At 59.8% G+C, this 11,729-nt stretch carries 10 protein-coding genes; 5 read left to right on the forward strand and 5 right to left on the reverse strand.

Annotated elements, in window-relative coordinates; translation table 11 throughout:
• Nucleotides 1-166: 166 nt before the first annotated feature.
• Entirely contained in the window at nucleotides 167-622 is a 456-nt protein-coding gene (locus tag H7F20_RS04760; protein WP_185784969.1) for a PA2169 family four-helix-bundle protein, read from the reverse strand.
• Between the two features lie 297 nt (nucleotides 623-919).
• Between H7F20_RS04760 and H7F20_RS04765 the strand changes: the two genes are divergently transcribed.
• Together H7F20_RS04765 and rimM are read left to right on the forward strand one after the other, a co-directional pair.
• The gene (locus tag H7F20_RS04765; protein ID WP_185784970.1) at nucleotides 920-1,630 is read left to right on the forward strand and encodes a 30S ribosomal protein S16; all 711 of its coding nucleotides are present in this window, start codon (nucleotides 920-922) and stop codon (nucleotides 1,628-1,630) included.
• Nucleotides 1,631-1,641: 11 nt separating this feature from the next.
• Nucleotides 1,642-2,169: a ribosome maturation factor RimM gene (rimM, locus tag H7F20_RS04770; RefSeq protein WP_185784971.1), complete on the forward strand. Its 528-nt coding sequence runs from the start codon at nucleotides 1,642-1,644 to the stop codon at nucleotides 2,167-2,169.
• A gap of 49 nt (nucleotides 2,170-2,218) precedes the next feature.
• On the opposite strand, the gene H7F20_RS04775 is transcribed toward rimM, so the two are convergent.
• Complete coding sequence (locus H7F20_RS04775) at nucleotides 2,219-3,262, reverse strand: sugar phosphate isomerase/epimerase (protein WP_185784972.1); 1,044 nt, start codon at nucleotides 3,260-3,262, stop codon at nucleotides 2,219-2,221.
• Nucleotides 3,259-6,033, reverse strand: coding sequence for a discoidin domain-containing protein (locus H7F20_RS04780; protein ID WP_185784973.1), 2,775 nt, complete (start codon nucleotides 6,031-6,033; stop codon nucleotides 3,259-3,261). Before H7F20_RS04780 ends, H7F20_RS04775 begins: the two co-directional genes overlap by 4 nt.
• A 92-nt stretch (nucleotides 6,034-6,125) precedes the next feature.
• Here H7F20_RS04780 and H7F20_RS04785 point away from each other — a divergent pair, with 92 nt between their 5' ends.
• Genes H7F20_RS04785 through H7F20_RS04795 form a run of 3 tightly spaced genes read left to right on the forward strand, consistent with a single transcriptional unit; the run spans nucleotide 6,126 to nucleotide 9,647 of the window.
• A complete protein-coding gene (locus H7F20_RS04785) occupies nucleotides 6,126-7,661 on the forward strand; it encodes a sulfatase (RefSeq protein ID WP_255443986.1) in 1,536 nt (511 codons plus the stop codon).
• An 11-nt stretch (nucleotides 7,662-7,672) separates the two neighbouring features.
• Nucleotides 7,673-8,410, forward strand: coding sequence for a tRNA1(Val) (adenine(37)-N6)-methyltransferase (locus tag H7F20_RS04790; RefSeq protein ID WP_185784974.1), 738 nt, complete (start codon nucleotides 7,673-7,675; stop codon nucleotides 8,408-8,410).
• 58 nt (nucleotides 8,411-8,468) lie between these two features.
• The gene (locus H7F20_RS04795) at nucleotides 8,469-9,647 is read left to right on the forward strand and encodes an acyl-CoA dehydrogenase family protein (protein ID WP_185784975.1); all 1,179 of its coding nucleotides are present in this window, start codon (nucleotides 8,469-8,471) and stop codon (nucleotides 9,645-9,647) included.
• A 96-nt stretch (nucleotides 9,648-9,743) separates the two neighbouring features.
• On the opposite strand, the gene H7F20_RS04800 is transcribed toward H7F20_RS04795, so the two are convergent.
• Together H7F20_RS04800 and H7F20_RS04805 are read right to left on the reverse strand one after the other, a co-directional pair.
• A complete protein-coding gene (locus tag H7F20_RS04800) occupies nucleotides 9,744-10,793 on the reverse strand; it encodes a phosphotransferase enzyme family protein (protein ID WP_185784976.1) in 1,050 nt (349 codons plus the stop codon).
• Between the two features lie 16 nt (nucleotides 10,794-10,809).
• Nucleotides 10,810-11,694, reverse strand: a complete 885-nt coding sequence (locus tag H7F20_RS04805; protein WP_185784977.1) for a sugar phosphate nucleotidyltransferase — start codon at nucleotides 11,692-11,694, stop codon at nucleotides 10,810-10,812.
• Between the last annotated feature and the right edge of the window lie 35 nt (nucleotides 11,695-11,729).

Below are 11,729 nucleotides of genomic sequence, written 5' to 3' on the forward strand. Positions count from 1 at the left end.
TATACAAATGGTACGGGCTGGAAAAACCTAGTTTTTATGAGTTATCAACGATGCTTCCTGTATGTAACCATGGCAACCGGGATCTGATTGTTTGCTCCTAAATATAGCAAACCCGGCGCATTGGCCGGGATTGCAATTAACTTAAAACGTATTTGTCAGGGTCGTTTCAGGAAACTACCTGTTCATACATCTTGGAAGTGTTGAGGGCTGCCTGTATGGCATTGCGCTGGTTCCTGAGGAGCTGCTCCGTGGATGGCGGCAGTACGTTCTCCTTGTTGCCGAGGATTTCATCATACCGCTCCAGGGTGGCCTTTTCGCCGCGCTCCACTTCTTCCAGGATGCGTTCGGTTTCATTGCCGGTGAGGGTACTGGTCAAATTCATCCAGGTCCTGTGCAGGTCCCCTTTGACGCTGCCTCCCTTATCGGGCAACTCGCCGAATTCGCGGATTTCGGCCTTCAGTTCGTGTCCGAACATGTTGCGCTGTTTTACCTTATCGTTTAAAAATTGTTTGACGGCAGGCACTTCCACCTTGTCGGCGGCCAGCTTATAGCCCTTTTCCGCATCGTATGTCTTTTCGAGTAAATCGTTTAACTGATTCGAAATTTTTTCTGTGTACTTCATGGTCTATCTTCATTTTAGTGGTTACAAGTAGTTGCCGGCTTTCAGCAACACACCCATAGTATACATTCCAAAATGCTAAATATCAAATAATTAGCATTTTTTATAATCCCCTTAACATCTTTTGGGAAGGCAAGGAGGGGCCCCGGGGTCCAAATTTTTGGTTTCTAGGCTGGGCACAACGGGAAAATGATTTATATTTGCACCCGCTTAAGGCAGAAATGCCAATGGGCTGAACAGCGCCAAAAGCTGTAAACAGGATTAATAACCGGGGTCGGGCACCCCAAAATTTAATGTGATATGCCAGTAAGAATCAGACTTCAGAGACACGGTAAAAAGGGAAAACCTTTTTACTGGATTGTAGCAGCCGATGTACGTGCCAAACGCGACGGCCGCTTTCTTGAAAAACTCGGGATCTACAACCCGAACACCAACCCCGCCACCATCGAGATCGATATGGACCAGTCCGTTCAGTGGCTGAACAACGGGGCACAACCCAGCGAAACAGCACGCCGTATCCTCTCCTACAAAGGGGTACTCATGAAACACCACCTGATGGGAGGCGTCCGCAAGGGAGCCCTCAGCGAGGAAGAGGCCGAGAAGAAATTCCAGGCATGGCTGGATGAAAAGGCACAAAAAGTAACCCAGAAAACCGAAGGCCTGGAGAAAGCCCGGGAAGAGGCTCGTGCCAAGGCACTGGAAGCCGAAAGGGAAGCCAATGAGAAACGCAAGGCTGCGGCCGTAGAAGAGGAAGCTCCCGAGGCTGCCGAAGCCGAAGCGACTGCCGAAACACCCGAAACCCCCGAAGCGGTAAGTGCCGAGGCGGAGGTGGAAGCCGTAGAGGAAGCCCCCGAGCCGAAGGCCGAAGTAGCCGAAGCCGAAGCGCCTGCCGCTGAGGAAGCCAAGGAAGAGAAGAAGGAGGCTGCCGCTGAAGAAGCCAAAGAAGAGAAGCCCGCCGCTGCCGCTGAAGAGGCTGATAAAAAGCCCGCTGCGGATAGCGAGGAGAAATAAGCCGGATGGCCATGCGCAAGGAGGACTGCTTTTACCTTGGTAAGATTGTCTCCCTCCATGGTTTCAAAGGCGAATTGCTGGCGAAGTTAGATACTGACGAGCCGCATTTATACGAAAATCTGGAATCGGTGTTTGTTTCCCTGGGGAACAACCTGGTTCCATTTTTTTTGCGGCAATGCCGCCTGCATAAGTCCCGGTTGCTGCGGCTGCGTTTTGAGGATATCGATTCCGAGGCTGCTGCCACCCGGCTGCTGGGGGCACCCCTCTACCTGCCGCTTCAGATGCTGCCCGCCCTGGAGGGAAACAAATTCTACTACCACGAAGTCATTGGTTTCCGGCTCCACGATTCCCGGTTCGGGGATGTGGGTGAGATACGCGCGGTAAACGACCAGGGCGCCCAGGCGCTGTTCGTGGCCGACAAGGACGGGCGCGAAGTGCTGATCCCGGTCAGCGATGATTTCATCGAAAAAGTGGATCGCAAAGGGCGCACCATCCATATCCGGACCCCCGAGGGCCTGATCGAACTGTACCTGGGCTAGCGTTGCCGCTCCAATAGCCGGCGCTGCCCCCACCCGAATCATCCGTTTTCTAGCTCAAAGCCTCCCGGCAGAAATCCAGGCATTTCCTGACTTCGGTGATGGCATTTGAGCCTTCCGGGATATCGTATTCGAGTTCGATGGTCCCCGGGAATTCGTACTGGTTGTTTTTCATGAGTTGCAGGGCTTCCCGGATGGGCGTGTCCCCGCTGCCCCAAACCACATTCCCCTTGCCGTTTGCCGGTTTTTGGCGGTCCTTGAGGTGCATGCTCCGTATGCGGTAGAACTTGTCGCGCATAATCGCCAGGGGTTCGGCATTGCCGGCTGCCACATAGTGCCCGAGGTCCAGGTTCAGTGCATTGAAGGTCGATTGTTTCAGGGCCGTATCCCAGAAGGTGGGGGTTTGCTGCTCGTGCCCGTGATAGGCCACGAAGATGCCGTGTTTGGCACCCATCTTCCCCAGTTTCAGGGTATGGGCGTCATTGTCCGGGTGCTCCAGGGTCACATGGCTGGCACCCAGGGCCTTCGCCGCACGGATCCCCCAGTCGATCTCCGCGTCCGTATTGTCCATGCCAAAGGCGCGGGGCTTGAAGGCGTAGATGGAAACCCCGGCATCCGCATACATCTGGCGGAGTTTCTGGAAGGGTTCCATGGAGGTTTGTTCCCTCCAGGCGGCCACCTCCTTGTTGTAGGCTTCGCTCTGGGCCTGCAGGTCGGCGAATTCCCGCTGCTGGTCCGCGGTGAGTTCCCCGTCGCGCTGGGCCCTGCGCAGTCCGAAGTACCGGCGGAAGTCCACCGGGTTTTCGGGTTTCCCGGCGAAGGACTCGGCAGGGTCCCCCATCAGTTCAACGGCGTTGATACCACAGTCTTTTACATATTGCAGGGTCGCCTCGGCGCTTTGGTCTGGCATGCTGCGGAAGGAATAGGTAATGACCCCCAGCTGTACCCCGTTGATCACTGAGGCGGAAAGCCCCGGGCTTTTGATCAGTGCCGGCCCGGCAAACAGGCGGGAGCCGCCCAGGCCGATCCCGGCGCCTGCCAGTGCGGCCGTGCCGATAAATTTGCGGCGCGATACGCCTTGCTTTTCATTTTTCATCTCGTTTCAGGTTTAGGGTTGTTTTTTTGCATGTTACCCTGTTGTCCGTACAGCCGCATTCGCCGCATGGACCAGGGGATGCCCGGTTCATCCGGGGTGTCGGTCAATTCCAGGCGCAGGGCGCGGAGTCGGGTAGGGGGTATTTTGAAGGCCACTTCCAGGCTGTCGGGGCGCACCCGCGTAATTTCCCGCCAGGTCTGGCCGTCGTCGGAGGCCTGCACGCTGAGTTCCCTGGGGTAGGCGGCCGGTTTTTTGGCTGCTGCCCAGACCGTGCCGTTGGCCGGGGCATCGAACTGGATTTCGTAAAGGGAAACCGGGTCCGGGAAGTCGATGCGGTACCACATGCCTTCCTGCTGGTCCACCCCGGTGGTCCATCCGCCGAAGTCGAATGCGGCCGCTGGGCTGGCGGATCCCCCGATCACCACGGGCTGGGTATGGCTGGCGGCCATCTTCCAGCTGGGGTCCGGTTTGAGCTCCCTGGGGATGGAGGCGAGGAGCTCGGGGTACTCGTAGGGTCCCCGGTTCCCGGTGTCCTCCCGGAATTCCGCGACCTCTTCCGCGGTTACCAGGGAGGCGCCATTGCCCATTTCCCTCCGGATAAACGAGGTGATGTCCGCGATCCACTGGTCCGTTTGCTCCCGGTTGCCCACCATGATCCCCCCGGCGTAATCCTTTCCGTCAATGCTACCCTGCAACCCGTGGAGGATGGCCCCCAGGGCATAGCGGGGGTGGTCCTGTACCCGGATCGACGAGGCCAGTGGCGGGGCCATCAGCCGGCCGTTGCCGGCGGGTTTTCCCAGGCCCCCGGCCCCGTGGCACTGGATGCACAATTCGTTATAGATCACGGCACCCCGCTCCAGGGAAGCGATTTGTTCGGTGTCCAGGTCCCGGTGGCTGTTGCCCCCGGCCCCTTCCTGCAGCCCCTCGAGGATCTGGGTACCTACCAGTTGGATGCCGCGTTGGTCCGAGGATTCGAGGGCATTGGAAACGCGTGCCTCCAGGCTGTCCAATTCCAGGTAGCTTGAGCTGAGCATGGCCTGCAGGGCCACGTCGGTATCTGCGTCCTGCATCAAGCCGGCATACAGGGCTTCCAGGGAGGTTGCCCCCGCTTTGACAAGGCCCTCACCGGCACGCAGGGCCTGTATCCGGATCCTCGGGTTGTCATCCGCAGCCAGTCGCCTGACCTGTTCCTCCTTTAACAGGCCCAGCCCTTCCAGGCACCAGAGCGCATGGATCCGGGCGTTGGGGTTGGCATCGGACCAAAGGACACCCTGCAGTTCCGGGCCCAGGGATTTATCCCCGGAAAGGACGATCAGCTGCTGGGCCTTGTCCCGCCACCAGCCATTGGGATGCCCCAGGTAGGCAACCAGTTCGGCGGGTTCCTTATCGAGCATGTCCGGGCGGGTGCGGTCGCGCTCCAGGCTGTCGTGGGTGATCCGCCAGATCCGGCCCAGGCCCACCACCTTGTCCAGCTGGTACTGTTCGATCTTGGCCCGCAGGTAGGACCCGGGCTGCACCCACTGGCCTTCCTGTATGATGCCCCGGTACATGTCGGTGACATAGAGCGTCCCGTCCGGCGCCGTGGTCAGGTCCACAGGCCGGAAAAGCGGGTCCAGGCTGCGCAGGAATTCGGATTTTTCGGGCTGGTAGGCGTTGTGCAGGGTCGTGAGCCCTTCCTGCACCTCCGGGTGGATGCGGCGAACGATTCGGGCTACCGGTTCCCCGTAAAAAAGTTCCCCGTAGAGTTCCCGGGGGAGCCGGTCCCCGCGATAGATGTCGTTGCCTGCCGCCCCGGTTACCCGGTTGAGGGAGCCGTCGGGTTTGCGCACGTGGTCCATGCCCCCCTGCATATCGGCCACCCCGACGGGCGCCCCCCAGGGGACTTCAAAGCCCTCGGCCAGTTCGCCGGGCACCTCAAAATTCCCGTAGTGGATGGGGAACTGGAAATAGGAGGGGACGCCGGAGGCACCGCCCAGGAACCACAGCTTCCCGTCATCGTCGTGGGTCAGGCCCCACTGGGCCCGGTTGTACCCGGTAGGTTCGCGGATGACGCCTGCTGCCGTCTCCCGGACACGGAACGCATTGACCGTACTGTAGAGCCAGTTGTCCATCCCGTAATACATAAAGGCCTGCTGGTGTTCCACATTCCCAGCCCGGCCATACCGGTTGGTAAACAGTTCCTTTCGGTCTGCCTTCCCGTCCCCGTCCGTATCCGTATACCGGTAGACATTGTCCTGGTTGCTTTCCATGGCGAGGATGCAGTCCTTCCCATAGGGCAGGACAAACCTCGGGAAGACCAGGCTGTCCACAAAGACGGTCCCCCTGTCGTATATCCCGTCGTCGTCCGTATCCTCCCAGCGCGAAATCCGGCTTACCGGGTCGAGTTCCCCGTCCGAATCGGCCGTGAGCATATAGGTCCGGAGTTCCAGTACGTACATCCGTCCGTTCCCGTCAAAGGCGATGGCCCCCGGCTGCTCGATTTCCGGTTCGGTCAGGACGGGCTCCATCCGGTATCCCGGGGGCAGGAGGAACTTTTTGGCGGATTCTTCGGGATAGAGGGGCCTGACCGGGGTCTTGGGCTCCAGGTCGATGCCGGCCCACTTCGCATCGGCTGTATCCGCATCGGCGGGCAGGGGGATGCGGGGAAGGGAATCGGAAAAACTGCCGATTACCCGGTCCACGGGATGTTGCTTTTTCTCCGAGCAGGCCGATAAAAAGGCCAGGACAGCCAGGGACGCCGCAAGGATCCGGCCGTTGGTACGCAATGGCATAGTGTCGTTTAGTTTGTCCCGGGCACCATCCGGTGCCCGGGGATTGAATGGAAATTAAGTACTTTGTACTGATAATTCAAAGATTTAACAAATTGCCTGTACGTTACCGACTTAAATGGTCCCTGCTCCCGGCCAGTGCCCTGCGCCACATGCGTGGGGTCAGGCTCCTGGCAGGTATTTGCCTGATGGCCTTTTTGTCCTGGGGTGTGTCTTCCTGTGGGGATACCTCCCGGGAAGTAGCAGCGGGGGAGCAACCGCCGGGCAGGCCCCCGAATATCGTGATCGTTTTCACGGACGACCAGGGATATGCCGATGTGGGGGTCTATGGCGCCGGGGATATTCCCACCCCCAACCTGGATGGCCTGGCCGCAGAAGGGTTGCTGCTGAGCAATTTTTATGCGGCCCAGCCGGTTTGCTCCGCCTCGCGGGCCGGGTTGCTCACGGGTTGCTACCCCAACCGGATCGGCATCCATAACGCCCTGATGCCCGACAGCCCCATCGGCCTGAACCCTGAGGAGGAAACCCTGGCGGAACTCCTGAAACAACAGGGGTACCGCACGGGCATCTTCGGGAAATGGCACCTGGGCGACCAACCCGAATTCCTGCCCACCCAACATGGTTTCGACGAATTTTTTGGCATTCCCTATTCCAACGATATGTGGCCCCTCCACCCCCAGCAGGGCCCTGTATTCGATTTTGGCCCGCTGCCGCTCTATGAACAGGAGCGCGTCATCGACACCCTTGAGGACCAGACGCTGCTGACCCGCCGGATCACCGAGCGCAGCGTATCCTTTATCGAACGCAACAAGGACCAGCCTTTCTTCCTGTACGTGCCCCACCCGCAGCCCCATGTCCCCCTCTTTGTTTCGGAAGCCTTCCGTGGCAAATCCGGCCGGGGCCTTTACGGGGATGTCATCATGGAGATCGACTGGTCGGTGGGGGAGATCCTGGAAGCGCTGGATGCGAATGGCCTGACCGATAATACCTGGGTGATCTTTACTTCCGACAACGGGCCATGGCTGGCCTACGGCAACCACGCCGGCAGCGCGGACCCGCTTCGGGAAGGCAAGGGTACCAACTGGGAGGGCGGGGTACGCGAGCCTTGCATCATGCGCTTCCCGGGCCGTTTGCCCGCCGGGCAGGTAGTGGAGGCGCCCCTGATGGCCATTGACCTGCTGCCCACCATCCTGTCGGTAACCGGCGGCCCGGAACCCGAACTCCCGATCGACGGCAGGAATGCCTGGGAGCTGCTTACCGGGCAGACCGACCAGAGCCCGCAGGACGCGTACTTTTTCTATTACCGGGTCAATGAACTGCAGGCCGTGCGGGACGGCGACTGGAAACTGGTGCTGCCGCACAATTACCGGACCATGGAGGGGCAGGAGCCCGGGGCGGATGGCCTTCCCGGCTCCTACCGCTATGTGGACGTGGAGACGCCCGAATTGTATAACCTGCGGGACGACCCTTCCGAAACCCGGGACCTGGCCGCACAGCACCCGGAGGTGGTTGCGGCCCTTGAAGTGAAGGCAGACTCCATCCGCAACCGGCTGGGGGACTCCCTCACAGGAGCGGAAGGTTCCGGGAACCGGCCCCCGGGGCGCATCCCTTCGGAAGATGCACCGGATTAAACCCCATGCCCATGTCTTCGGATTTCCGTTTTAAACAATTCAATGTAGCCCAAGAGGGCGCTGCCATGAAGGTGGGTACCGACGGGGTGTTGCTCGGCGCCTGGGCACCTCTGCCCGACCGGCCCGCCCTGGTCCTGGATATCGGCAGCGGGGGCGGCCTGATCGCCCTGATGCTGGCCCAACGCTCCGGGGAGGGCCAGATCGATGCCGTGGAACCCGACCCGGGGGCCTTTGAGCAATGTGTTCATAATTTTGAGGCGTCCCCCTGGGCCGACCGGCTGTTCTGTTACCACTGCACCCTGCAGGAATTTGCAAGCGAAATCGACGACCGGTACGACGCCATTGTCTCCAACCCGCCCTTCCACCCGGAACAGGTAGGTAGTGAAAACCCGATGCGGGACCGGGCAAGGCGGCAGGAATTTTTGCCCTTTGAGGCCCTGCTGGAGGGGGTAGCGCAGCTGCTGTCGGACGAGGGGGTCTTTTCAGTAGTCCTTCCGCAGGCGGAGGAGGGGCGCTTTGTGCAGCTGGCGGGGCAGGTCGGATTGATCCCCGTGAAAATCCTGAGGGTAAGGGGAAGGGCCGGCCGGCCGTTGAAGCGGAGCCTGATCGCCTTTACCCGGCAGGAGGGCCCGTCCGATCGGAACCCGGCCGGGCCTCCGGATACCGGGGAACTCATCATCGAGGAGGCGCGCCACCAGTACACGGAAGCCTATAAAAACCTCACCCGGGAATTCTATTTAAAAATGTAACGACTGCGGGCCAAATTGTTAGTTTTAGCTACCTTTGGGCGAACCGAATTAAGCACGCATGAAGCCCGATTTATTTGAAGCCCCTGATTACTATTTCCTGGACGATTTACTCAGCGAAGAACACAAACTGGTCCGCGATGCGGCCCGAAGCTGGGTCAAGCGTTCCGTATCCCCCATCATCGAGGAGTACGCCCAAAAAGCGGAGTTCCCGGACCAAATCCTGGACGGCCTGGCCGAGATCGGTGCCTTCGGTCCCTACATCCCCGAGGAGTACGGCGGGGCGGGCCTGGACCAGATCAGCTATGGGCTTATCATGCAGGAAATCGAGCGGGGCGACAGCGGGGTGAGGTCCACGGCTTCCGTGCAGTCTTCCCTGGTGATGTACCCGATTTACGCATACGGTAATGAGGCGCAACGGAAAAAGTACCTCCCCAAACTCGCTTCGGGCGAACTGATGGGTTGTTTTGGCCTGACCGAACCCGACCACGGGTCAAACCCGGGGGGCATGGTATCGAATTTCAAGGATGCCGGCGACCATTTTGTGCTGAACGGTGCCAAACTGTGGATATCCAACGCCCCTTTTGCTGACATCGCCATTGTCTGGGCCAAGGATGAGTCGGGACGTATCCACGGCCTGATCGTGGAGCGGGGCATGGAAGGGTTTACCACCCCGGAAACGCACAACAAATGGTCCCTGCGCGCGTCGGCAACCGGGGAACTGATCTTCGACAATGTCAAGGTGCCCAAGGAAAACCTCCTCGAGGGCAAATCCGGCCTGGGGGCACCCCTGGGATGCCTGGATTCCGCCCGTTACGGCATCGCCTGGGGGGCCATCGGCGCCGCCATGGATTGCTATGATACCGCCCTGCGCTACGCCAAGGAGCGGGTGCAGTTCGACAAACCGATTGCAGGCACCCAGCTGCAGCAGAAAAAACTGGCCGAGATGATTACCGAGATCACCAAGGCGCAATTAATGGCCTTCCGCCTCGGGCAGCTTCGGAACGAAGGACGCGCCACCACGGCCCAGATCTCCATGGCCAAGCGGAACAATGTGGATATGGCCCTGAACATCGCCCGGGAGGCCCGGCAGGTGCTCGGCGGCATGGGGATTACGGGGGAATACAGCATCATGCGCCACATGATGAACCTGGAATCGGTGATCACCTACGAGGGGACCCACGACATCCACCTGCTCATTACCGGCGCGGACATCACAGGTATTAGCGCCTTTAAATAGGTTGGTAAAGCCCGGGCCGTTAGAAATGCGATTCCTCTTGCGTTCAACCCGGGAAGGCTACACCGTATTTCGAGAAGGCCACCCCGTTTTTGGGGATCAGCTTGTTTTCCAGATCGTCGTCAATTCTTCCATCCGGCCGGCAGCCAGCCGGGCAAGCCCCAGGAGGTTTTTTGCCCGCAGCAGGTTCTGGCCCTCAAAGGCGGTTTTGTAATACCGGTCTCCCAAAAAGTAGTCCGCCAGGGCACGGACCCCGTGCAGCAAGGGCATGAGGACCAGGCCGTAGGGCAGGCTGTTCCGCTCCCCTTCCTGCAGGGCCAGGCCACAGGAGGCAAACCCCGCACAGAACGCCCGGTAGTTCTCCAGGTCGATATCCAGTTCGCCCGGGTCCGGATGGTCCTCCGGCAGGGGGGTCACCACGGACCGGACCGCATCCCCGAAATCGTAGACGAGGTAACCGGGCATCAGCGTGTCCAGGTCGATCAGGCAAAGGGCCCGTGAAGTCGCCTGTTCAAATAATACGTTGCTGAGTTTGGGGTCGTTGTGGCAGATGCGCAGGGGAAGCTCATCCAGGTTTGCCTGCCGCAGGAATTCCGACAATTCGCGACCCAGGGCGAGGAGTTCCCCTCCTTCCTGTACCCGCTCAGGCAATCCGCTATGCGCTGCCTCCCCGAGTTGACCCATGCGCAGGCCCAGGTCGTGGAATCCCGGGAGGACGGGCTCGAGCAAATCGGCGGGTGTCCCCTCAAGTAACTTATGGAAGCGGCCCAGGATGCGCCCGGCCTCCCGGGAAATGCCCGGTGCGCCGGCAACGGAAAGGGTGAAGGACCCCTCGATAAAGCGGTAGACCCGCCAGGAATGTCCTCCCGGGCCGGTTGCCCAGGAAGCTCCCTCCGGGGTCCGGACGAGTTCAGGAGGGTGGTAGCCTTCCCCCCTCAGGCGGGGGAGTACCTCTTCCAGGTTATGCATCAGCAGCCCCGGGTCGGGGAAGACCTCCGTATTGATCCGCTGCAGGATATACCCCGGTTCGCCCGGCAGGACTACCTTGTAGGTGTCGTTGATGTAGCCATCGGAAATGGGCTGCAGGGAGGCATCCCCGGTGGGGATCCCAAAAAGGGAAAGGGCCGCAACGGGATCGGAAGCCTTCATAAAACCCGGTTTTGTTTCACCCCCAGAGCGGGCTGGGGTAGCGGCCCTCCCGGCTCAGCCCGGATAATGCCGCAACGGCTTTTTCCTTGTCGGCTGCATAGGTGACCCCGAACCAGGGGCTGTTCGCAGGGATTACTTCCACCTGTGCGGCATCCTTGCTGAGCATGTCCTGGATAACGAAGGGGATGTAGATCTCCCCTTTGGAGGGATCCTCGCTTTCCAGCAGGAATTCACGGAAATCCGCTTCGATCTGCGGGAAGATGGAAGGCTGGCAAACCCAGAAATTCATGCTCACCAGTTCCTCCCCGCCAAAGGTCAGCCCGGTGTCGGCATCGCGGATCCGGCCATCGACCTCCTCGATCTCCGTGCGTTCGTCCACAGACCGGAGGTACCGGCCTTCCCGGCTGCAGACCCCCCGGGAAACGGAACCGTGGGGGGAAAGCGTATCCCGGAGCGTGTATGCCACGATCCCATAGGTGTTGCCCCCTTCGTTTTCCTTCATAAAGGCTGCAGCCTGCTCATAGGCGGGTTGCCCGTAATAGTCGTCGGCATTGATCACCGCAAACGGGCCATCGATGACCTTCCGGGCCGTCCAGACGGCATGGGCCGTCCCCCAGGGTTTCGGGCGTTCCCCTTCGAAGGTTACCCCGTCGGGCAAATCGGTGAGTTCCTGGGCCAGTACGTCCAGGGTGACCTGGCCGGGTAACCGGCTGCCGAGGTACTCCTTCAAAAAATCCACGTTGTCTTTCTGGGTGATGACCACAATGTGGTTGAACCCATTGGCGATGGCATCATAGATGCTGAATTCCATCAGGAATTCGCCCTCCGGCCCCAGGTCGTCGAATTGTTTGAGCTTTCCATATCGGCTGCCGCGTCCCGCAGCCATGAGTAATAATGTCATTGCGGCTTTTTATTTGCTTGCCAAAAATACTATTT

This window comes from Robiginitalea sp. SC105 (assembly GCF_014243345.1).
Classification (GTDB): domain Bacteria; phylum Bacteroidota; class Bacteroidia; order Flavobacteriales; family Flavobacteriaceae; genus Robiginitalea.

What these genes read in the sequence shown, in the direction of transcription:
- rimM (WP_185784971.1), top strand. Translation starts at nt 1,642, where the DNA reads ATGCGCAAGGAGGACTGCTTTTACCTTGGTAAGATTGTCTCCCTCCAT.
- H7F20_RS04805 (WP_185784977.1), bottom strand. Translation starts at nt 11,694, where the DNA reads ATGACATTATTACTCATGGCTGCGGGACGCGGCAGCCGATATGGAAAG.
- H7F20_RS04780 (WP_185784973.1), bottom strand. Translation starts at nt 6,033, where the DNA reads ATGCCATTGCGTACCAACGGCCGGATCCTTGCGGCGTCCCTGGCTGTC.
- H7F20_RS04795 (WP_185784975.1), top strand. Translation starts at nt 8,469, where the DNA reads ATGAAGCCCGATTTATTTGAAGCCCCTGATTACTATTTCCTGGACGAT.
- H7F20_RS04760 (WP_185784969.1), bottom strand. Translation starts at nt 622, where the DNA reads ATGAAGTACACAGAAAAAATTTCGAATCAGTTAAACGATTTACTCGAA.
- H7F20_RS04800 (WP_185784976.1), bottom strand. Translation starts at nt 10,793, where the DNA reads ATGAAGGCTTCCGATCCCGTTGCGGCCCTTTCCCTTTTTGGGATCCCC.
- H7F20_RS04790 (WP_185784974.1), top strand. Translation starts at nt 7,673, where the DNA reads ATGTCTTCGGATTTCCGTTTTAAACAATTCAATGTAGCCCAAGAGGGC.
- H7F20_RS04765 (WP_185784970.1), top strand. Translation starts at nt 920, where the DNA reads ATGCCAGTAAGAATCAGACTTCAGAGACACGGTAAAAAGGGAAAACCT.
- H7F20_RS04775 (WP_185784972.1), bottom strand. Translation starts at nt 3,262, where the DNA reads ATGAAAAATGAAAAGCAAGGCGTATCGCGCCGCAAATTTATCGGCACG.